The organism is Deefgea piscis, assembly GCF_019665785.1.
In the GTDB taxonomy this organism is placed as follows: domain Bacteria; phylum Pseudomonadota; class Gammaproteobacteria; order Burkholderiales; family Chitinibacteraceae; genus Deefgea.
The window spans coordinates 2,488,362-2,508,686 of the sequence record NZ_CP081149.1 but is presented as its reverse complement, the minus strand read 5'-3'; the positions used below and the strand labels follow the sequence as shown (position 1 = coordinate 2,508,686).

The 20,325-nt window shown below is 48.8% G+C and carries 17 protein-coding genes; 6 read left to right on the top strand and 11 right to left on the bottom strand.

Annotation, left to right across the window (positions count from 1 at the left end; all coding sequences use genetic code 11):
- Positions 1-33: 33 nt before the first annotated feature.
- Positions 34-1,074: a recombinase RecA gene (gene recA / locus K4H25_RS11505; protein ID WP_221020634.1), complete on the bottom strand. Its 1,041-nt coding sequence runs from the start codon at positions 1,072-1,074 to the stop codon at positions 34-36.
- A 79-nt stretch (positions 1,075-1,153) separates the two neighbouring features.
- On the bottom strand, positions 1,154-2,998 hold the full coding sequence (locus K4H25_RS11500; protein WP_221020633.1) for an ATP-binding protein: 1,845 nt from the start codon (positions 2,996-2,998) through the stop codon (positions 1,154-1,156).
- Positions 2,999-3,201: 203 nt separating this feature from the next.
- Between K4H25_RS11500 and K4H25_RS11495 the strand changes: the two genes are divergently transcribed.
- Positions 3,202-4,461, top strand: coding sequence for a D-amino acid dehydrogenase (locus K4H25_RS11495; RefSeq protein ID WP_221020632.1), 1,260 nt, complete (start codon positions 3,202-3,204; stop codon positions 4,459-4,461).
- 441 nt (positions 4,462-4,902) lie between these two features.
- Here the strand turns inward: K4H25_RS11495 and K4H25_RS11490 are convergent, their stop codons facing one another.
- The 9 genes from K4H25_RS11490 to fliW form a co-directional block, all read right to left on the bottom strand.
- The gene (locus tag K4H25_RS11490) at positions 4,903-5,724 is read right to left on the bottom strand and encodes a thymidylate synthase (RefSeq protein ID WP_221020631.1); all 822 of its coding nucleotides are present in this window, start codon (positions 5,722-5,724) and stop codon (positions 4,903-4,905) included.
- 65 nt (positions 5,725-5,789) lie between these two features.
- Positions 5,790-7,883, bottom strand: coding sequence for an ATP-binding response regulator (locus K4H25_RS11485; RefSeq protein WP_221020630.1), 2,094 nt, complete (start codon positions 7,881-7,883; stop codon positions 5,790-5,792).
- A gap of 157 nt (positions 7,884-8,040) precedes the next feature.
- Entirely contained in the window at positions 8,041-8,607 is a 567-nt protein-coding gene (gene greB / locus K4H25_RS11480) for a transcription elongation factor GreB (protein WP_221020629.1), read from the bottom strand.
- Positions 8,608-8,664: 57 nt separating this feature from the next.
- A complete protein-coding gene (locus K4H25_RS11475) occupies positions 8,665-9,921 on the bottom strand; it encodes a pseudouridine synthase (RefSeq protein WP_221020628.1) in 1,257 nt (418 codons plus the stop codon).
- A gap of 110 nt (positions 9,922-10,031) precedes the next feature.
- On the bottom strand, positions 10,032-10,487 hold the full coding sequence (locus K4H25_RS11470; RefSeq protein WP_221020627.1) for a hypothetical protein: 456 nt from the start codon (positions 10,485-10,487) through the stop codon (positions 10,032-10,034).
- Between the two features lie 91 nt (positions 10,488-10,578).
- Positions 10,579-13,146 carry a DNA mismatch repair protein MutS gene (mutS, locus tag K4H25_RS11465; protein WP_255587573.1) on the bottom strand — a complete coding sequence of 856 codons (2,568 nt, stop codon included), beginning with the start codon at positions 13,144-13,146 and terminating at the stop codon, positions 10,579-10,581.
- A gap of 50 nt (positions 13,147-13,196) precedes the next feature.
- Positions 13,197-14,603, bottom strand: coding sequence for a tRNA lysidine(34) synthetase TilS (gene tilS, locus K4H25_RS11460; protein ID WP_255587571.1), 1,407 nt, complete (start codon positions 14,601-14,603; stop codon positions 13,197-13,199).
- Complete coding sequence (locus tag K4H25_RS11455) at positions 14,572-15,540, bottom strand: acetyl-CoA carboxylase carboxyltransferase subunit alpha (RefSeq protein WP_221020625.1); 969 nt, start codon at positions 15,538-15,540, stop codon at positions 14,572-14,574. Before K4H25_RS11455 ends, tilS begins: the two co-directional genes overlap by 32 nt.
- Positions 15,541-15,699: 159 nt before the next feature.
- A complete protein-coding gene (gene fliW / locus K4H25_RS11450; RefSeq protein ID WP_221020624.1) occupies positions 15,700-16,113 on the bottom strand; it encodes a flagellar assembly protein FliW in 414 nt (137 codons plus the stop codon).
- A gap of 221 nt (positions 16,114-16,334) precedes the next feature.
- Between fliW and flgM the strand changes: the two genes are divergently transcribed.
- The 5 genes from flgM to K4H25_RS11425 all read left to right on the top strand — a co-directional run bounded on the left by flgM (position 16,335) and on the right by K4H25_RS11425 (position 20,260).
- Positions 16,335-16,625: a flagellar biosynthesis anti-sigma factor FlgM gene (gene flgM / locus K4H25_RS11445; protein WP_221020623.1), complete on the top strand. Its 291-nt coding sequence runs from the start codon at positions 16,335-16,337 to the stop codon at positions 16,623-16,625.
- Positions 16,622-17,086, top strand: a complete 465-nt coding sequence (locus K4H25_RS11440) for a flagella synthesis protein FlgN (protein WP_221020622.1) — start codon at positions 16,622-16,624, stop codon at positions 17,084-17,086. The genes flgM and K4H25_RS11440 overlap by 4 nt, the downstream gene beginning before the upstream one ends.
- A 429-nt stretch (positions 17,087-17,515) precedes the next feature.
- A complete protein-coding gene (locus tag K4H25_RS11435; protein ID WP_221020621.1) occupies positions 17,516-18,286 on the top strand; it encodes a (Fe-S)-binding protein in 771 nt (256 codons plus the stop codon).
- Entirely contained in the window at positions 18,283-19,668 is a 1,386-nt protein-coding gene (locus K4H25_RS11430) for a lactate utilization protein B (RefSeq protein WP_221020620.1), read from the top strand. Before K4H25_RS11435 ends, K4H25_RS11430 begins: the two co-directional genes overlap by 4 nt.
- Entirely contained in the window at positions 19,661-20,260 is a 600-nt protein-coding gene (locus K4H25_RS11425) for a LutC/YkgG family protein (RefSeq protein WP_221020619.1), read from the top strand. Before K4H25_RS11430 ends, K4H25_RS11425 begins: the two co-directional genes overlap by 8 nt.
- Positions 20,261-20,325 lie beyond the last annotated feature (65 nt).

Below are 20,325 nucleotides of genomic sequence, written 5' to 3'. Positions count from 1 at the left end.
AGGGTGAGGCTGTTTTGGCGTGCTGGCGCGAGTTTATTCGCCTAGTTCGTCACCATTATCCATTTCGATGGGTAATGGTGCACCGCTGAGTTTTTCTCTGACTTTGCGCGCGATTTCATCGGCCACTTCAGGGTTGTCTTTCAGGTATTGGCGTGAATTTTCCAAACCTTGGCCAATTTTATTGCCGCCATAGCTATACCAAGCACCGGCTTTTTCGACGATTTTGTGCGTTACGCCTTGCTCGATGATTTCACCTTCGCGGGAAATCCCTTCGCCATACATGATGTCAAAGTTAATCACGCGAAATGGTGGCGCAACTTTGTTTTTGGCGACTTTCACTTTGGTTTGGTTACCAATGATGTCTTCGCCTTTTTTGACTGCGCCAATCCGGCGGATGTCCAGACGAACTGAAGCATAAAATTTCAGCGCATTACCACCGGTGGTGGTTTCAGGGCTTTGGCCGGGCATCATATTGCCAATTTTCATGCGCAATTGGTTAATGAAAATAACCAATGTATTGGTGCGCTTGATATTGCCAGTGAGTTTACGCAGTGCTTGGCTCATTAAACGTGCTTGCAAGCCAACGTGAACATCGCCCATTTCGCCTTCGATTTCAGCTTTTGGGGTGAGCGCGGCTACTGAGTCGATGACGATGATATCCACGCCACCTGAGCGTACCAACATGTCACAAATTTCTAGGCCTTGCTCGCCAGTATCTGGCTGAGAAATCAGCATGTCAGAGACATTGACGCCGAGTTTTTGGGCGTAGATTGGATCGAGTGCGTTTTCGGCATCGATATAGGCAGCGACGCCACCGAGTTTTTGTACTTCAGCCACGACATGCAAGCACAGCGTGGTTTTACCTGATGATTCTGGGCCAAAAATTTCGACGATACGGCCACGGGGTAAACCGCCGACACCCAATGCTAAGTCAAGACCGAGTGAGCCAGTGGAAACGACTTGCAGATCACTTTCAATTTGATTGTCGCCCATTTTCATGATGGCGCCTTTACCAAACTGACGTTCGATTTGCGCTAATGCGGCAGTGAGCGCTTTGCTTTTATTGTCGTCCATGAAGTGGTTCCCAGTGAATTAGATTGAGTTGGCTTATTATAGAACAATCGTTCTTTTTTGCAAGCGTTCTGTGCGTGATTTATGCCGACTGTGCAATGCGGCTGTCTGGCAAGGTAAAATAAAAGGTCGCGCCTTCGCCTAGATTGGACTTCACCCAAAGATGGCCATTGTGGCGGCTGATAATGCGCTGCACGACGGTGAGGCCGATTCCCGAGCTGCGCGGCTCGTTTTGTGAGCGAAAAAAAGGTGTAAATAAGCGTCTGGATTGCTCAGGATCTAGGCCAAGACCTTGGTCGGCAATATAAAAAACCGGCTGTCCATTGATGGTATTGCGGGCAAATGTAATGTTGATGGCTTGCTCTGGCTTGGCAAATTGCCAGGCATTTTCCAAAAAATTGTACAGCGCAATGCGCATTAAATGCCGATCAGCAACGGCCACCATTTCGGCTTGGATGTGCAGGCTGATTTCTCGCTCGGTTTGCAATAGGCTGAGTTCTTCCATAATGTCGTTGGCCATTTCACTTAGGTTGATCTCTTCTGGCCGTAATTCATTGCGTGAGAGCTCTTGCAGCATCAGCAAATCATCGATGCGATTGCTCATGGTTTGGGTGCTGCTGCGAATGCGCAGCAGATAATTGCGGGCGTTACCGTCGAGTTTTTCGCGGTAGTCATCGATGAGCACTTGGCTAAAGCCATCAATCGTTTTGAGCGGCGAGCGTAAATCTTGCGCGATCGAGGCCATTAAAATTTCTAGCTCATGATTCACCGTGACTAAGGCTCGAGAGCGGCTTTCGACGACTTCTTCTAAATGGTGGTGATATTGTTCCAGTTGTTGCTCATTGTGCTTACGAGCTTGGATGTCAAATAAAAAGCCCTGTAAGTGCGCTTGGCCATTTTGATCTAGGCTGACGGTGGCAAAAAAATGCACCCAAATGGCTTTACCACTGGCCGAGAGTAATCGGCATTCAAATTCATGGGTTTGCCCCAGTATCATCTTGTCGGCAAATAGCGGGTAGGCGAGGTGTCGATCATCGGGGTGTAGATAGTTGCTTAAAAAAGCTTCGCTATACCAAACCGCAATCGGATAGCCCAATAGTTGCTCGGCTTGCGGGCCAACATAGGTAAATCGCCATTCATCTGGGCGGGCGTCCCAAGGAATAATTCGCGTGGATTCAACTAAGCGGCGAAAACGATCTTGGCTAACGCGCAGCGCGGATTCAATTTGTTTGCGGCTAATTAAATCGGCTTCGAGCTGCACATTTTTTTGCTCTAAAGTGCCAATTAAATCATGTAAGGCTTGCCGAGTGCTTTCTAAGGATTGGCCTAAATGCCCTAATTCATCATGGCGACGCCAGATAAATGCTTGATTGAGCTGACGATCTGCCAGTCGTTGCGATTGCACGGTGAGTTTTTTAAGTGGCCGTAAAATACGCGAGTTCAGTAAGAATAAAATCAAGGCCAAGCTCAAAACAACTTGTACGATCACAGCGAGTAAGTAAATTTGTAATTTTCGCTTGATGTGTTGCGTGCTAATGCCATCAGAAAACTCAACGGTGGCGATCCCAATGGTATTGCCTTGTTTGATGACTGGGCGCGAAAGCGAGGCGGTATGACCTATTTTGCGCTCAGGCTGATTGGCCGATAAAAATGGCCCAAGTTTTTGATCGTTAATGGTAATGCTGACGGTGCGCTCGTCGCTCATTAAGGAATCGAGCAAAGGGCGCGCTGATTCTGGGGCCAGATTCCAAAGGGGTTCTTGCATACCAAGAGCAAGGACGTCGGCGATACGTTGCTGGTCACGCGAGATTTGATTTTGGGCGGCTTGCTGCTCGTACCGCAGGCCGATATAACCGGTGATGGTGGCGGGCAAGCATAGGCCAATCAAGATCGCGAGGATGACTGCGGAACGTAAAGACAGATTCATTAATGCATTTTCTATGGGTGGCTTGCTAATGGCATACAGTTTAAAGCAGACCACTCAGATTACACATGCTTGCGGCATTTTTGCAGTCTGTGTCCAACACTTCTGGTTTTGATCTGCAACATTAAAAATGCATAATCTAACGCTGACGAACGGTAGTACAGGGCATAATGACTGACAAATAGATCGCCTTGGGAGGATGTTCGATGCGTGTCATTATTCTTGGTGCTGGTGTGATCGGCGTAACAACCGCGTGGTTTTTAGCGCAAGAAGGCCATGCAGTCACGGTCATAGAACGGGCACAAGAGCCCGCGCGCGAAACCAGCTATGCCAACGGTGGGCAAATCTCGGTGTGCCATGCCGAGCCGTGGGCCAATCCCAAAGCGCCGTGGAAAACCTTGCAATGGTTGGGCGAAGAAGACGCTCCGTTATTATTCCGATTAAAACTCGATTGGAATCAATGGCGCTGGGGCTTACGTTTTCTTGAGCAATGTACCAAGGCCAAAGCCAAAGCCAACTTACAAAATTTAGTGCGACTGGGCTTGTATAGTCGCGAAACATTGCAATCGGTACGGCTGGCCACTGGGGTGGCCTATGATCAGCGCACCGAAGGGATTTTGCATTACTACACCGACATCGCAGAGTATGAATCGGCGATTCCAGCAGCGGCCTTAATGCGCGAAGTGGGCTTGGATCGGCAGGTCAAAACGGCGGCAGAATGTTTGGTGATTGAGCCGGCACTGGCGCAATCGCGTTACCCCATTGTGGGCGGCACTTATACGCCCAGTGATGAATCGGGCGACGCGCGAGAATTTACCAATCAATTGGCCGAGCGCTGTATGGCGATGGGGGTTGAGTTTCGCTATGACTGCAGCATTGAAGCCTTAGAGCGGGTAGGGGACGATGTGAAAGCGGTGCGCGTTATCAGCGAAGAAAACGGCGCTGAACGCTTGGAAGCGGATGCGATTGTGGTGTGCTTGGGGAGTTACAGTCCGATTCATTTGCAGCCCTTGGGAATTACCTTAGATATTTATCCTGCCAAGGGCTATTCAGCAACAATTCCGGTGATCGACCCGCAGCATGCGCCAACGGTAAGCTTGACCGATGATGGTTATAAATTAGTTTTTTCTCGCTTGGGTGATCGTTTGCGAGTGGCCGGAACGGCTGAATTTAATGGCTATAACTTGGATTTAAATGCGATTCGTTGTAAAGCCTTGATTGATCGAACCAGCCAAATCTTTCCGGAAGGGATGGATTATGCTGCGGCAGAATTTTGGACCGGTTTACGTCCGGCAACGCCGGGTAATCTGCCATATATTGGCCAAACTCGATTCCCGAGTTTATGGCTCAATACTGGCCACGGCACGCTAGGTTGGACTGAATGCTGTGGCTCGGCAAAAGCCATTGCCGATTTGATCGCCGGCCGCCAGCCTGAAGTAGATTACCCATTTGTAAAGGGTATTTAAATCTGAGTATTGTGGCTTTTGGGCTAGGTGGCAATACCCATCGTTACGATGGCGTTGTTCAGATTACGTGCTTATCGTTTTTTAAGTGCCTTCGGCACATTGCTTTACAGTCGCAATCCGCGACGGGGACCCTCTTTATTTGACTCGTCAAAGAAAGAGGGGGAAAGAAAGGCGCCCCGAGCGCGCATCGGTCCCCGATGCCCTCGATCGTCGTGAGCCAAACGATAAAACCATTTGTCTCGCTCCTCACTCGGTGCGCTTGGACGGGATTTGAAGCCCCAGCTCAACGAGCGCGGCACAGCAAACGCCCGATCTGAACATTGCCATTACGATAAGGCAGTCAACGATATCAGCCGTTTTTCCGACCTGAATGACTGTATTTTTATACGTAAAAAAACCATCTCAGAAAGATCGGAGATGGTTTTTTTATTGCCGAATCAATTAAACCGCAACAGGCGCTTTAATCGCTGGGTGGGGATCGTAGCCTTCGAGGGTGAAGTCAGCAAATTCAAAGTCGAATAAATCGGTTTTAGCCGGATTGAGCTTCATCGTTGGCAAGCTGCGTGGCGAGCGTGACAGCTGCTCTTTAACTTGTTCAAAATGGTTGCGATAAATATGGCAATCGCCGCCAGTCCAAATAAAATCACCCGGTTGTAAATCACACACTTGCGCCAGCATCAATACCAAGGTGGCGTAAGACGCGATATTGAATGGCACGCCTAAAAATAAATCGGCGCTGCGCTGGTACAGTTGGCAGGATAATTTGCCGCGCTGATCTGGATCGTCTTTTTGCGCCGGGGCCACATAAAATTGGAAAAAAGCATGGCAAGGTGGTAGCGCCATGTTTTCAATTTCACCGACATTCCACGCTGAAACGATAATTCGACGTGAGTCAGGATTGGTTTTTAATGCTTTGATCACATCGGCAATTTGGTCGATATGGCGGCCATCACGCGTTGGCCAGCTGCGCCATTGGTAGCCATAAATGGGCCCCAAATCACCTTCAGGGCTGGCCCATTCGTCCCAGATTTTAACGCCATGCTCGTGCAGCCATTGGATATTGGTGTCGCCACGTAAAAACCACAGTAATTCATTGATGATGGATTTAAGGTGGGTTTTTTTTGTGGTGACTAAGGGAAAACCTTCGGCCAAGTTAAAGCGCATTTGATGGCCAAAAACCGAAACGGTACCGGTGCCAGTGCGATCTTCTTTGGCTACGCCTTGATCGAGTACGTGTTGCAGTAAATCTAAATATTGGCGCATCGCGGCAGCTCCAGCAATAAACCCTGCTGGCGCAGGGTTTGAGAATGAGTAAATGAGGATGGATTTTACAGGACAGTGGCGTTGGTGTCTGTGTGATCTATTTCGGTACTCAAAGGTAAGGTAATAATAAAGCGCGCCCCGTGGCCAAATTGGCTTTCGCAGCGAATTTCGCCATTCATTGCTTCAATCAGCCGTTTTGAAATCGACAAACCCAATCCGGTCGTGTGTTCGCCGCCCGTGGGGCGCGCGGAAAGGCGGCTAAATTTTTTGAATAACAACACCATTTCATGCGGCGCCACGCCCGGACCTTGGTCGCTCACGCAGATTTCGATGTGATTGCCGATGTTTTCGGTACTAATGACAATCGTGCTTTCATGCGGCGCATATTTCACCGCATTAGAAATTAAATTATCCAAAACTTGCCACAGTGCCGAGCGGTCGGCGGTTAATCGCAAATGATTGCCTTGATAATGACAATGCTGTTGTTTATGCGTGAGCCTTTCTTGCCATTCATTCATCACGTCTTCAATTAAGGCATCGATGGCAATGGGGGCAAAAACCAGCCGAACGGACCCAGTTTCTAGGGCGTTGTGATCGATTAAATTGCCAATGATATTTTGAATGCGTCCGGCCAATTGATTAATGCCGCTTAGGCGGTTTTGAATTTTCTCGCTTGGCCATTCGTGCAGTCGATCTTTGAGTAAGACTGACATGCCTTGAATGCTGGCGACGGGGTTTTTTAAATCGTGCGCGGCAATGGTGAGTAATTCATTTTTTTCATGATTAAGGTATTTGAGCGCTTCATTGGCCGCTTGCAGTTGCAAATTACGACTGGCTAATTCTTGCGTTCTTTCATTGACTAGTTCTTCAAGATGATGGCGGTGTGACTGCACTGTCTGTGCCATGTCTCTAAAACTGCGTGCTAATTCACCAATTTCATCGTCGCGATGCGTGTCGAGTTCGGTTGAGGTTTTGCCGTTGGCTAACGCTTGAATTGCATTTTTAAGTCGAGTGAGTGGCTTAATAATATCGGTTTTGAGAACCCAAGCTAATAAACCTAGTTCTAAGGCGAGGGCGATCATGCCGAGTAATAAAATAATACTGGCTGATATTGCGGCTTTGGTTTGCAATATTTTTTTTGGGTAGACCGTCACAAATAACCAATTGGTGCTTTTGATTGGCGCAATACCTAGCCAGCTTTCTTGATCTTTAGTCTCAATAAAACGATCGAGTGGCTGAGCGGTTTTGATGACCGCAAATAAGTCCTTGAGCGGGGTTGAGCTATTGGCGACTTGGAATTTACCGTGTTGTTGCTGAATTTGCTGCATGTAATTGGGGTGAGAAATCAAATGACCATCACGGCTGATAATAAAATTATAAGTACCAGGAATATTCACTGTATTGGTGCGGGTAATTAATTGCGTTAATAACACGTCTTGACCAACGCTACCGATGTATTTACCTAAGTAATCAATCGGCGTAACAATCGATACCATCCATTCCAAAGCTTGTTTATCGTAATAAATGCCAGTCCATTGGCTGGTTCTTTGTGGATTAGCTGCCGGTGTAGCAATGATTTCCGGTTCGACAGTTTCAGCAAAATCGGCCAGTGAGCCACTGCGCGCGTAATTGAGCTGTGGCAAATACATTAAATTGGCATCGGAAATATTCAGATCAATAAAAGTATCGTAATAGTTGTTGCTAAATGCTGGTCCATATTGTGAAAGTAAGTCATAGGCTAAAACCACTTGGCGTTTAAATTCGGGCGAGCGCTTGGCGGTGGGTAAGATGGCAATGGTGGCGCGATGTTCAAAATCATCTAATTCATATTTAATACGCCACATGCCGTCTTTATCTTGGCGTAATAATTGATCGAATGCGGCGCTGGCATTGGTATTTTGTTCTAAGCCGTAGCGGCGGATGAATTCATCACGAACCAGCCGCGTATTGCCTTCGGCATTAATAAATAGACTGCTTTCAATTTGGCTGCGAGCGTCGATATATTTAGCTAAATGAATCAGCGCTTCTTCTTGTAAGCGCTGGTAGCTGTAGTAATAACTAATCGCTGAAATTGCAAACGCCGCTAAGGTAATGCGCAACGCCATATTGCGCAAAACGCGACGAAATAAATGACCTGATGATGAATTGAATATCCGCATGGCGCGACAATACAATAGTCTTTTGCATGAGGGAAAACAATTAGAACAATGGCATTGGATATGTTGGTTTTTTACGTAAAAGCGCGCGTATCACACTGCGTTGATATGCTGATGATGGCGTATGTCCGCTAGATTGTTTGGCATAGAAGCAGCCAATTTATTCTGGGCGGACAATCTCAATGTAACGAATTTGAGTGACTTCGAGCTCTTCGACCCCAGTTGGGGTGCGTAATAAAACGACATCGCCTTCTCTGGCTTTGAGTAAGGCTCGAGCTACGGGCGCCGTCCAGCTAATGTGATTGAGCGTGAGATCGGTTTCATCCACACCGACGATGCTAATGGTTTCGCTGTGACCATCTTCGCGCTCGTAGCTGACGGTGGCGCTAAAAAAGACTTGGTCGGTGTTTTCTCGAGTGCAAGGGTCGACGACTTCGGCGATTTCTAAGCGTTTGGTTAAAAAACGAATACGGCGATCAATTTCGCGTAGGCGGCGTTTACCATATTGATAATCGGCATTTTCTGAACGATCACCATTACTTGCTGCCCAGTTGATTAGGTGGGTGAGCTCGGGGCGCTCTTTGGTGACGAGTTGATAGAGTTCGTTTTTTAGGCGTTGCCAGCCATGTGGCGTGATGTAGTTTTTGCTGCCTGAAGGGATGATTAAATCCGCAGGGATTACGTCATCATCGTCGCCAGTGGATTCGGTGGTGAATGCTTTGCTCATAATTTATCTTGGGTATAGTTCGCTAGGCTTTATCAATTAAAACCTAGCGCTAAATACCTAGCTTTTTACCTGACCCATCATTGTGAGGCCAGCCCATTTGGTTGCAGCCAAAACTTCGGTTTCTGAGAGTTCGTAAAACTCACCGCGTTTGAGACGACCCGGCAAGCTAAACATACCAAAGCGAATCCGCGTTAGACGGCTAACCATGATGTTGAAGTGTTCAAACATCCGGCGAACTTCACGGTTACGACCTTCTTTGATCACCACGTGATACCAGTGATTGCTACCTTCGCCGCCACGATCTTCGATTCGGGTAAAGTGGGCTTCACCGTCGTCAAGTTTTACGCCTTGGGTGAGCTCTTTCATTTGCTCTGGGGTGAGCTGGCCATGAACGCGCACCGCGTATTCGCGTTCAACTTGAAAGCTCGGATGCGTCATCCGGTTGGCCAATTCGCCAGAGGTGGTGAATAGCAAGAGGCCGGTGGTGTTAAAGTCCAAACGACCAATGGCAATCCATTTGCTGGAATAAACGCGGCGCAAACGATCAAAGACGGTTACGCGGCCTTCTGGATCATCACGGCTGACCAATTCGCCTTCTTGTTTGTGGTACATAATGATGCGCACCATACGGTCTGGCCATTTAAGCGCCACACGTTTGCCATCAATACGCACTTCATCGCCTGGGCTGACTTTGCAACCCAATGTGGCGATACGACCGCCGATGGTGACGCGTTCGGCTTCGATGACTTCTTCCATATCACGGCGTGAACCTAGGCCGGAATAAGCCAAAACTTTTTGTAAGCGATCATCGTCAATTTCGGTGCTAGCAAGACGTTTTTCGCGCAAGATTTGCTGAAATGCTAGCTCTTGTTGTGAGCCTTGGCGTTGCTTCATGCGTTTGGCGCGTTTGACGTTTTTATTGCTTTTATCACCATGGTGAACAATGGTGGTTTGCGTGGTTTCTGCTGCTTCAGTTGGCGTTTTGATGCCTTGTACTTCGCGAGCGCCAGTGGTTTTGGCGATTGCTTGGGCAATCATGCGGCTCATGCCAACGGTGGAATTGCCACGCTTACGCGTACCGGTGGCTGGCGTTGAAGAGCGCCCAGTGTCGGGCAAGTTTTTGGCGCGATTACGCGCGGCTTCGCTCGCTGAGACGGGTTTCTTTTTAGTTGCGCCAGTTTTAGCAAAAGGCGTTTGCAACGGTTGAGCAGCGGATTTACCACGACTGCCCGCCTTATTGGCGCTTCGTTGCTGGTCGGCAGCACGGCCTTCACGGATCGCGGGCTGCGGACGGCGGGCTTTAACTGTTTTCATCGGGCATTCTTTCTTTGTTCTATAAGCGTTAATTATAACTGGTTTACTTTATCGATGCTGATAAATGCCAATGGCCGCGCTAGGCGGCCATTAGACTGGGTTTGCTGCACTTAGTTGGCCGTTTTTAAAGTAAAAAACGCAATGCCGCCCAAGCTGGTTAAGCCAAAATTAAAGACTTGTTGGTCGAGGTCTTCATCACTTTCTGCTAATTCGAGTTTTCTTTGAATCTCAAATAAAACTTCTAATTCTTTAAACCATTTAAGCAAGCGGGTATTTTGATTGAGGTAGCTTTCAATTTCGGCTTTGTTTGGATGATCGCCAACGACTTGAATTTTACCTTCAGCAGCGCTTTGTAATTGAAAAGCAGGAGGTACTTTCACTGAGGTATAGGCTTGTAAGTGGCTGGCTAAATCCTCACCAAAGCGACGTACTTCGCTGGTTGCATTTTGGGTTAACTCAGAAAGCTGCATGCCGGTTTCGGCGTCTGGGCTGCTGCTTAACTGCGCAATATCCAAAAGCGCAGTGCCGAGTTGGTCTCTCATTGCTTGGGGGGTCTCTGTAGCCACAGTACAATCCTCTCTGCTTAGAATAATTTTCATGCCGTAAATCTAGACGTTTTGCGGCGGATCGGTAGTGTAAAAGTTTACATTTGTTGATCTAAATGAGTGCTTGTAAACGATAAATTAATGCCAGTGCGTCACGTGGACTGAGCTCGTCCGCATTGATGTCTTGTAGTGCTTCGACAGCGGGGTGCAATTCAGGTTCAGCCACGTAGTCAAAATTATTGACAGCAAACAAATCAGCTTGTGGCCCATTTTGTAAGCTATTTTGTTCTAAGTCCAGTAATTTACGTTTGGCTTGACGAACTACGTCACGCGGCACGCCGGCTAGGCTGGCCACGGCTATCCCGTAGCTTTGTGAGGCAGGGCCTTCTTGGACGGCGTGTAAAAACACGATTTTGTCTTTGTGTTCAACCGCATCCAAATGCACATTGCTGACTTGCGGGTAGTCTTGCGCGAGTCGAGTCAGTTCAAAATAGTGTGTGGCAAATAGGGTATAGCTGCGATTTTTTTCGATTAAGGCGCGAGCGATGGACCAAGCCAGTGCTAAACCATCAAACGTCGATGTGCCACGGCCAACTTCATCCATAAGCACCAAGCTGTATTCATTGGCATTATTCAAAATATTGGCGGTTTCAGTCATCTCGACCATAAAGGTCGATCGGCCACCGGCTAAGTCATCACTCGCCCCAATACGGGTAAAAATACGATCGACTCGGCCGATTTGGGCGCTTTGTGCTGGCACGTAACTGCCGATGTGCGCCAGCAAAACGATGAGGGCCACTTGTCGCATATACGTCGATTTACCACCCATATTCGGGCCGGTAATTAGCAGTAATTTGCGCGCTAAATGGAAGTCGGCACTATTGGGGATAAAGTCATCAATTTGCGCTTCGACCACAGGGTGGCGACCGGCTTCGATGTGTAATACCGCGTCGTCACAAAAGTGCGGGGCAATATAGCCGCTCAGCTCAGCGCGCTGTGCTAAGCAAACCAGTACGTCGAGCGTGGCCACTGCTTGGCCGGCCAGACGCAGCGTACTGAGGTGGATTTGCAGCGCTTCGATAAGGCCTTCATAAAGCTGTTTTTCCAGCGCCAAAGCTCGCTCATTGGCTGACAGGACTTTTTCTTCAAACTGTTTTAATTCCGGCGTGATGTAACGCTCGGCATTTTTCATCGTTTGCCGACGACGGTAGTCTTCGGGTACTTGGCTTAGGTATGAGTTGGTAACCTCAATAAAAAAGCCCGCTACCCGGTTATACTCCACGCGCAAGCTGGCAATGCCGGTGCGTTCGCGTTCGCGTAATTCCAGCTGGGTAAGAAAGTCACCACAGTTGCTTTGAATATGACGTAACTCATCCAGATCGCTCGAATAGCCATCTGCAATTACGCCGCCTTCACGAATTAATACGCCCGGTTCGGCTTGAATTGCCGCTTGTAGCAAGCTGGCAATGGCGGGTTCTGCATTCAATGCGGCTGCTAAACCGCGAAATAAACCCGTGTGTGGGAGTTGATCGGCCAGTTGCGGCAATACCTGCAAGCTGCTGCGTAAACTCGCTAAATCACGAGGGCGGGCGCTGCGCAGTGCAATGCGGGAAACGATGCGCTCGATGTCGGCGATTTCACGCAGGACTGGATACAGCGTTTCGCAACGCGCTTGCTCAATCAGCGTGCTAATGGCGTCTTGCCGTTCGATAATTTTGCTGTGCTGACGCAATGGATGATGCAGCCAATGCGCCAAGAGGCGCGAGCCCATGCCTGTTGCGCATTGATCAAGTAAAGAAAACAGCGTGGGTGCGGTTTCGCCACGAATGGTTTCGGTAATTTCAAGATTGCGCCGTGTGGCGGCATCAAGCTCAATGTATTGCGTGGTGCTTTCTACCCGTAGACCATCGAGTGCCGGTAGCGAGCCACCTTGCGTGCTGCGAACGTAATCGAGCAAGGCGCCAGCAGCGCCGAGTGCCAGCATGTCGTTGCTCACGCCAAAGCCGCTCAAATCATGGACGCTAAAATGCCGGCTTAGATTGCGCTGGGCGCTGTCGTTTTCAAATTGCCAGCCGGCAATCCGCCGCACCGGAATGCGTAGTTGATCGAGTAGCGCCAGCTCAGTGCCTTCGGGGACTAAGATTTCAGCCGGGCGCAGTCGCTCTAGTTCGGAGCTGATTTTTTCAACGTCAGAATCCATCAAAGCAAAGTCGCCCGACGCCAATGACAGCCATGCCATGCCCAGTTTGCCTTTGACAAAACGTAGCGCTAACAGGCGGTTTTCTTGTTTGTCGTCCAGTAGCGCCGCATCGGTCAAGGTGCCCGGCGTGACTACGCGCATGACTTTACGTTCGACTGGCCCTTTGCTGGTGGCTGGATCGCCAATTTGTTCGCAGATGGCAATGGATTCGCCGAGTTTGACCAATTTAGCCAGATACGGTTCGAGCGAGTGAAATGGAATGCCGCACATTTTGATTGGCTCACCGGCGCTACTGCCGCGGGTGGTGAGGGTGATATCGAGCAAGCGCGCCGCTTTGACCGCGTCCTCATAAAATAACTCGTAAAAGTCCCCCATGCGATAGAACACCAGTTTGTCGGTGTGATCGGCCTTGAGTGAAAAATATTGCGCCATCATGGGCGTGTGGGTTGGGGCGGCGGACGTTTTGCTGCTTTTGGCCATGATGTGTTCCGTATTACGAGTATATGAGTGGACGTCTTGCTTGTAATGCTTTAGCGGGCAATACCCAAGTTGGGGTGATTGGCTTGCCAAATGGGCAACCAGCCGATTTGATCGGCGCCAACTTGAAAATCAGCGTGAACGCCAAGACCGGGCACGGCGGCTAGTTGACCGTTAAGGTAAATCAGCGGCGTCGTTTCGCGCAGCCAAGGCGCAATCCCCAGTGCTTGGCAATGGGCTTTGAGTGAGCGCGTTGGACGATTGGCTGCCAGCCTGAGGCTTTCGCCACCTGAGCGACCGGCAATGCGATAGCCTTGCTGTAAAAAGCGTGGATCGATACCGTGCTCTGCTTCAATCCAGCGTAGTTCACCATGCCAATCGGCAATCTGCGGCGCGTCTTGCCATTGGCGATCTAGTTCGGGACCCGGATTTAAGCTGGCGCGAGTGATATGCAATGCGCCACGATAGCGGCGAATCGCGGCATTACGCCAAACTAGCGCTGGGCAAGTGTCGCTGGCCGCGTCAAAAGTGACGCGCAATAATTCATCAAAAGCACGTAATTCAAGCGTGATGCCGTGGGTATCTAGCCAATGATGTAAGGCATTGCGTTGCCGCGCAGCGCTGAGCTGTTGAAATGGCGCAAGTTGCAAAGCTTGCTCTTGCATGCAGAGAACGAGGTCTTCTTGGGCACGCTCTAATAAAATGGCTGCAGCATCGCCTTGATGTATTGCGCTACGCGCAATAGTTGCTATGGCTTTGGGGTTAATACCCTCAAGTAAAGGGATGAGCTCATGGCGGATTTTATTGCGTTTAAAGGCCGTATTTTGATTGCTTTCATCTTCCACCCAAGCCAACTGATGGGTATTGGCGTAGTCCAGCAAGGCCGAGCGTGGCAACTGCAATAAGGGACGTAACACGTCGGTATTGGCGTTCAGCGCCCGCAAGGATTTCATTGCCGACAGGCCCGCTGGGCCGCTGCCGCGCAGCAAATTGATTAACAGCGTTTCGCTTTGATCGTTTTGATGGTGGGCGAGTACGATGGCATCACAAGCTTGCTCAGTAAACGCACGATAACGCGCGGTGCGGGCGTTGCTTTCAACGCCGAGTCCAGTATCTTGCGATACGTTGACGTGTGCGATCTGGCATGGGATGTGGAGTGCTTGGCAAAAAGCGCGGGCATGTTCGGCCCAAACGTCAGCATTGGGCGATAAACCGTGGTGAACATGAATGGCGCTTAAACTAAAGCCCAGTTCAGCTTGTTGTTGACTGAGCCAGTGCAGCAGTACGCTTGAATCCAATCCTGCCGAGAAACCCACGCATAAGCGGATGGGAGGGCTGGATTGAAAACGGGGGCGTTGGCCCCCGTTGCAGCAAAAGTCACGAAGGGCGGCTGATGCGGCAAGCCAGCCCTCGTGATTGAATGTCGTTTTAGGCGACGGATTCTTCTTTAAATTTGCCATATTCCATTAGACGCTCAAAGCGATCATCGAGAAGTTGATCAATCGATTTGGCTTGTAAGTTTTTAAGCCCATCGGCAATTGATTTTTTCATTGCGCTCATCATCAGTTGATAATCGCGATGTGCGCCGCCAACCGGCTCATTAATTACTTTGTCGACCAAACCGAGTGTTTTTAAGCGTGTTGCGGTGATGCCAAGGGCTTCGGCCGCATCGGAGGCACGTTCGGCGGTTTTCCACAAAATAGTGGCGCAGCCTTCAGGAGAAATCACTGAATAAGTTGAATATTGCAGCATTTGTACAATATCGCCGACGGCAATCGCCAGTGCACCGCCCGAACCGCCTTCACCGATAATGGTGCAAATGGTCGGGACACGAAGTTTGGCCATTTCAAATAAATTGCGACCAATCGCTTCTGACTGTCCACGCTCTTCGGCGCCGATACCCGGGTAAGCACCCGGGGTATCGATAAAGGTGATGACAGGAATGTTGAATTTTTCTGCCAATTTCATCAAACGCAATGCCTTGCGATAGCCTTCTGGGCGTGGCATACCGAAATTACGCATGATTTTTTCTTTGGTATCACGCCCTTTTTGGTGGCCGATGACCATGACACTTTGACCATTAAAGCGAGCCAAACCACCAACAATGGCCAAGTCATCGGCAAAAGCGCGATCACCGTGCAATTCTTGAAAGTCAGTAAAAATACCGGCGATATAGTCGTAGGTATACGGACGCTGCGGATGGCGCGCCACTTGAGAAATTTGCCACGGCGACAGTTTGGCGTAGATCGTTTTAGTGAGCTCTTGGCTCTTTTTTTCTAAATGCGAAATTTCAACTGAGATATCTACTGCCGAATCGTCCTGCACGTAGCGCAGTTCTTCGATCTTGTTTTCGAGTTCGGCTACAGATTGCTCGAAGTCGAGGAAGGTCGTTTTCATGCTCTTCATACTCCAGAAGCGCCACTTACAAATAGCGCACGCGCGCAACTAGCCAGTATGGCCAGCGCGTAAAATGGCGCAATCATACAGCAAGCACGGCCGCACTCCAAGATGCCAGCGGCTTTGTCGTTGTCAATTGCCGATGGCGTCAGTGCTGTGTTAGGCATTGCGAAAAACAATATCGGCTTTCACGTCTAGTTTTTGTAAGCCTTTGCGACTTTGCAAATTAATCACCAAAGGCGCATTGGTATTGGCGCTAATGGCTTGGCCTTCAGGGCGCGACAAAATCAAAAACAACTTGGCATCATTGGCGGCGGTTAAATCAATTTGCTGGCATTCCTCGTCCGACAAAGTCAGGGCATAATTGAGTCCCAAACGCTCGGTTTCTACTAAAGTAAATAACACGGTAGCATCGTCGAGTGATTGCAGCCACAGTACTTTAGGGTCGGGCTTTTCTTCGTGGAGTAGTTTGTAATTTTTGCAGTCTTCAAAGCCGGGAATGCCCAGCGGAAACTGAATAATGGTATCGGGGTCGACTTCAATTTGGCCAAAACGGCTAGGATATACTTGCATTTAACGGGCTCCGCCAAGAATATGAAAGGCTAGACTCCTAGAATAACGTATTCATTCTTAAAGTGGTTGGCTTGGGTCTATGCTGTTGTAATTTCAGGTGGCTTGTGTTTTAGCGTTTACTGATAAACAATTGAATTACTAAAGAATTTCAAACTTGCGTCGATAATTGGCATAATGGAAGAAATTGAGTGTGCGCCATTAAATTGGCATAGGAAGCAATCATGAAAATTGACAACTCTGGCAAGCCTCTGGCGAGCGTGACCACGCGGCCACTAGAAGGGCGCACGGCAGCGAAAGCAGAACAAACTGCGGAAAAAAACAGCGTTAGCATTAATCCTTTGGCTGCTCAGCTCTCTAATGCTGCCGGTGTTGGTAAAAGCGATTCCCCTTTTGATACCAATAAAGTCGAAGAAATTCGCCAAGCGATTGCCGAAGGTCGTTTTGCAATCAAGCCTGAAGCGATTGCAGACGGTTTATTGTCTAGCGTGAAAGCACTGCTTGCGCGGCCATGATGTCTACTCGTGATTTAGACCAAGCCATCACCATTGAGCTGCTCGAAGTTGAGCGGCTTGTGGCGTTAATGCAACGAGAACAAGATATTCTGACGACGCGTCAGTTTGATCAAATTAATGATTTACTCACATTAAAAACGCGTGCAGTTCAGCAATTAGAAATCGCAACGCAATCTCGCATGCAATGCGCGCAGCAATTGAATTTACATACTGCATCGCAACTGAATGATTATTTGTCGGTAGATAGCAAAATCGGCCCGCAATGGTGGCATTTACAACAGCAAGCCAAGCTGGCGGAAGTGCTCAATCGCAGCAATGCTCAACTGGTGCAATGCCATGAAGATGCCAATCGGCATTTATTAAGCTTGCTATCGCAAGAAAAAAACCAGGAAATTGCCTATAGCGCCAATGGCCGGTTACGCCATCAGCAAACTTTAGGCCGCCCACTCGATCGCGCTTAATTGCCGCTTGATTTATGGTGTATCCCGTCCCATCTGCCTGCTAAATTCATCTCTGTTATATCCCTTGTTTTGCCCGCTTAAAAATCAAACCGTTGGTGCCCGACGGTTTGATCATCACGATGTTGCCTTTTGGCTAAACCTCCCTTGTATTTACGCTGCCCAATCTATGTTGTGAGCGATCTCTGTGCTGCTATTGATTCGTCAGTATTCATTATTACCATCATTAATTACTGAAACCAAAAGCTAACGTAAGTATAAAGTTGGCATGTGTTTACGGTTTTTATTTTAAATATCGTTTTTTTTTGTAAATAATCGGTAGCGTGATCGCGCGCGTTCATCAATTTAAAGGTGGGTGTGATGCGGCGATGGCTATTTTGTAAACATGGACGATGATTAAACATCACTCACAATTGAAATAAGGAGTTGGTGATGACGATGACGCCGATTGCACCACGGGTGGCTTTATTTATACCTTGTTTTATTGATGCAAGCTTTCCTGAGATCGGGGTTGCCACGCTGCAATTACTCGAGCGTTTGGGATGTATTGTTGAGTATCCATTTAATCAAACCTGCTGCGGTCAGCCGCTCGCCAATGAGGGCGATCAAAAAAATGCTGCGGCTTGTGAAGCATTATTTGTGCAGAACTTTGCAGGTTACGACTATATCGTCGGTCCATCAGCTAGCTGTATCCATCATATTCGGCAACACTTGGACGCCATCGAACAAACCACTGAAGTGACGCAAGTCAGAACGCATGCGTATGAATTGGTCGAATTTTTGCACGATATATTGCAAATACGCGATTTTCCTTGGGCATCATTCCCGCACAAAGTGGCCTTGCACAATAGCTGTACTTCATTACGCAGTCTGCAGCCACCGTTGGCATCAATGTCAGAAATTCGTGGGCCGGCTTTTTCTAAACCTAAAAAATTATTGGCCAATGTGCCTGGTATTGAGTGGGTTGAGTTAGAGCGCGCCGATGAGTGCTGTGGTTTTGGTGGCTTGTTTTCGGTTTTTGAGGAGGGCGTGTCGGCCAAAATGGGGTATGACAAGGTCGATGATCAACGACGAGCTGGGGCTGAATATATCGTTTCTGCTGATATGAGTTGCTTAATGCATCAAAAAGGCTGCGCGCAGCGTTTGGGTTATGGACAAAAGTACATTCATATTGCCCAGATATTGAATGGAGATACAGCATGAAACCGGTAGATCAGTCGGCCGCTGCGGATGTATTTATCGCCGATGTGCAGCATGAACGTTTTCATGATCATCATTTGTGGGACTTAAGAAAAGGGCGTGATCAAGAGCGAGATCATATTCCTGAATGGGAAACACTGCGCCAGCTCGCGTCTGATATTAAAGCGCATACGCTCACGCATTTGGCAGATTATCTCGAAGAGTTTGAACGCAACGCAACGGCCAATGGGGTGCAGGTGCATTGGGCACAAGATGCCCAAGAGCATAATCGCATTGTTGGCGAGATTTTTGCGGCGCGGCAGGTTAAAACCGTCATTAAAAGTAAATCGATGCTCACTGATGAGTGCCAGATGCGACCATATTTGGCCGAGCGCGGTATTACGGTGATTGAATCGGATTTGGGTGAGCGTATTCAGCAATTGGATGATGATCAACCACCGAGTCATATTGTGGTGCCGGCAGTGCATAAATTGCGGGGTGATGTTGCCAAATTATTTGCTCGCACCATCAACTCTGATCCCAATAATGACGATCCTAAAGTGTTGAGTGAGGCAGGTCGGCAAAGCCTGCGACCGCACTTTTTAGCTGCCGATGCGGGAATGACCGGGGCCAATTATTTAATCGCAGAGACGGGTAGTTTTGTAGTGTGTACCAATGAAGGCAATGCCGATATTAGCGCCAATTTGCCGCCTTTGCATGTCGCGTCAGTCGGGATTGAAAAGCTGATTCCGCGGATTGAAGATCTGGGGGTGTTTATTCGCCTGTTGTCGCGCAGTGCTTTAGGCTCGCCCATTACGCAATATACCTCGCATTTTCGCGCACCACGCGATGGCGGTGAAATGCATATTGTGTTGGTCGATAACGGCCGTTCGGCGCGGTTGGGGATGGCTGACTTTTGGACTTCACTCAAGTGTATTCGCTGCGGGGCGTGTATGAATACTTGCCCTGTGTATCGGCGTAGTGGTGGTTTGAGTTATGGCAGTGTGTATCCAGGGCCCATTGGCGTGATTTTAAATCCTGCGATTGATTTACATCGCTACCGTGCTTTGCCCTATGCATCCACCATGAATGGCAGTTGTACTAGCGTGTGCCCAGTCAAAATTAATATCCACGAGCAAATCTATCAGTGGCGGCGAATTATCAGTGAAAAACAAGAGCTGCCGCTCTTGCGTCGAGGTGCGCTCGATGTAGCGGCTAAAGTCTTGGCGAGTCCAGCATTATTTCGTCGTGTCATTGCTGGTGTTGACCAAATTAGTCGTGAGTTTCCTCGGGCTCTGATTTATAACCCGCTTAATGCTTGGGGCTTGCAGCGTGAAATCCCCGATGCGCCGAAAGCCACATTTCATCAGTGGTGGGCTAAAAACCGAGGAGCAGATCATGAGTAGTCGCGATATTATTTTGGCGCAAGTACGCGTCAATCAACCGCCAGCGAGTGATTTACCCAAAGTGCCGTTGTTTGATGCTGATTTGCCAAGCCCATGGCCGCAATTTCAAGCGAGCTTGCAACGAATGGGGGGGCAAATTTTAGATTGCCCTGAAGGTGTGCATTTGAACGCTTTGCTCGCCCAGCATTTTCCGCAAGCTAAAATTATTGCTTCAGTCGTTCCCGAAGTTGTTGGTAATTTTAATGTTTTGCAAGGCGAAGATCCGCATCGCTTGGCAGAGGTTGATGTCGCCGTCGTGCGCGCGCGTTTTGCTGTGGCTGAAACCGGCAGTGTTTGCTTTACCGAGCAAGAATTGGTGATTAATGCGCTGGCGTATCTTGCCCAGCATTTGGTGGTGCTACTGGATGTAAATGAGATTGTTGGCAATTTGCACCAAGCGTATCAACGCCCTGAGTTTCAAATGGCCCAGTACGCAGTCCTGCATAGCGGGCCTTCGGCCACTGCCGATATCGAAGGTACTTTGGTGCACGGCGCACAGGGCGTGCGTTCATTGTCGGTGATTGCTTATCAACGCACACCCTGTGTGGTGTGATTAAACTCACCCAAGATCAAAACTATGCTGACAGCCGTGTTCGGTATTAAGCTTTAGCAACGTTT

Excerpts from the sequence above, each read along its gene's own strand:
- recA (WP_221020634.1), bottom strand. The coding sequence starts at position 1,074 with ATGGACGACAATAAAAGCAAAGCGCTCACTGCCGCATTAGCGCAAATC.
- K4H25_RS11500 (WP_221020633.1), bottom strand. The coding sequence starts at position 2,998 with ATGAATCTGTCTTTACGTTCCGCAGTCATCCTCGCGATCTTGATTGGC.
- K4H25_RS11495 (WP_221020632.1), top strand. The coding sequence starts at position 3,202 with ATGCGTGTCATTATTCTTGGTGCTGGTGTGATCGGCGTAACAACCGCG.
- K4H25_RS11490 (WP_221020631.1), bottom strand. The coding sequence starts at position 5,724 with ATGCGCCAATATTTAGATTTACTGCAACACGTACTCGATCAAGGCGTA.
- K4H25_RS11485 (WP_221020630.1), bottom strand. The coding sequence starts at position 7,883 with ATGCGGATATTCAATTCATCATCAGGTCATTTATTTCGTCGCGTTTTG.
- greB (WP_221020629.1), bottom strand. The coding sequence starts at position 8,607 with ATGAGCAAAGCATTCACCACCGAATCCACTGGCGACGATGATGACGTA.
- K4H25_RS11475 (WP_221020628.1), bottom strand. The coding sequence starts at position 9,921 with ATGAAAACAGTTAAAGCCCGCCGTCCGCAGCCCGCGATCCGTGAAGGC.
- mutS (WP_255587573.1), bottom strand. The coding sequence starts at position 13,146 with ATGGCCAAAAGCAGCAAAACGTCCGCCGCCCCAACCCACACGCCCATG.
- tilS (WP_255587571.1), bottom strand. The coding sequence starts at position 14,603 with ATGGCAAATTTAAAGAAGAATCCGTCGCCTAAAACGACATTCAATCAC.
- K4H25_RS11455 (WP_221020625.1), bottom strand. The coding sequence starts at position 15,540 with ATGAAAACGACCTTCCTCGACTTCGAGCAATCTGTAGCCGAACTCGAA.
- fliW (WP_221020624.1), bottom strand. The coding sequence starts at position 16,113 with ATGCAAGTATATCCTAGCCGTTTTGGCCAAATTGAAGTCGACCCCGAT.
- flgM (WP_221020623.1), top strand. The coding sequence starts at position 16,335 with ATGAAAATTGACAACTCTGGCAAGCCTCTGGCGAGCGTGACCACGCGG.
- K4H25_RS11440 (WP_221020622.1), top strand. The coding sequence starts at position 16,622 with ATGATGTCTACTCGTGATTTAGACCAAGCCATCACCATTGAGCTGCTC.
- K4H25_RS11435 (WP_221020621.1), top strand. The coding sequence starts at position 17,516 with ATGACGATGACGCCGATTGCACCACGGGTGGCTTTATTTATACCTTGT.
- K4H25_RS11430 (WP_221020620.1), top strand. The coding sequence starts at position 18,283 with ATGAAACCGGTAGATCAGTCGGCCGCTGCGGATGTATTTATCGCCGAT.
- K4H25_RS11425 (WP_221020619.1), top strand. The coding sequence starts at position 19,661 with ATGAGTAGTCGCGATATTATTTTGGCGCAAGTACGCGTCAATCAACCG.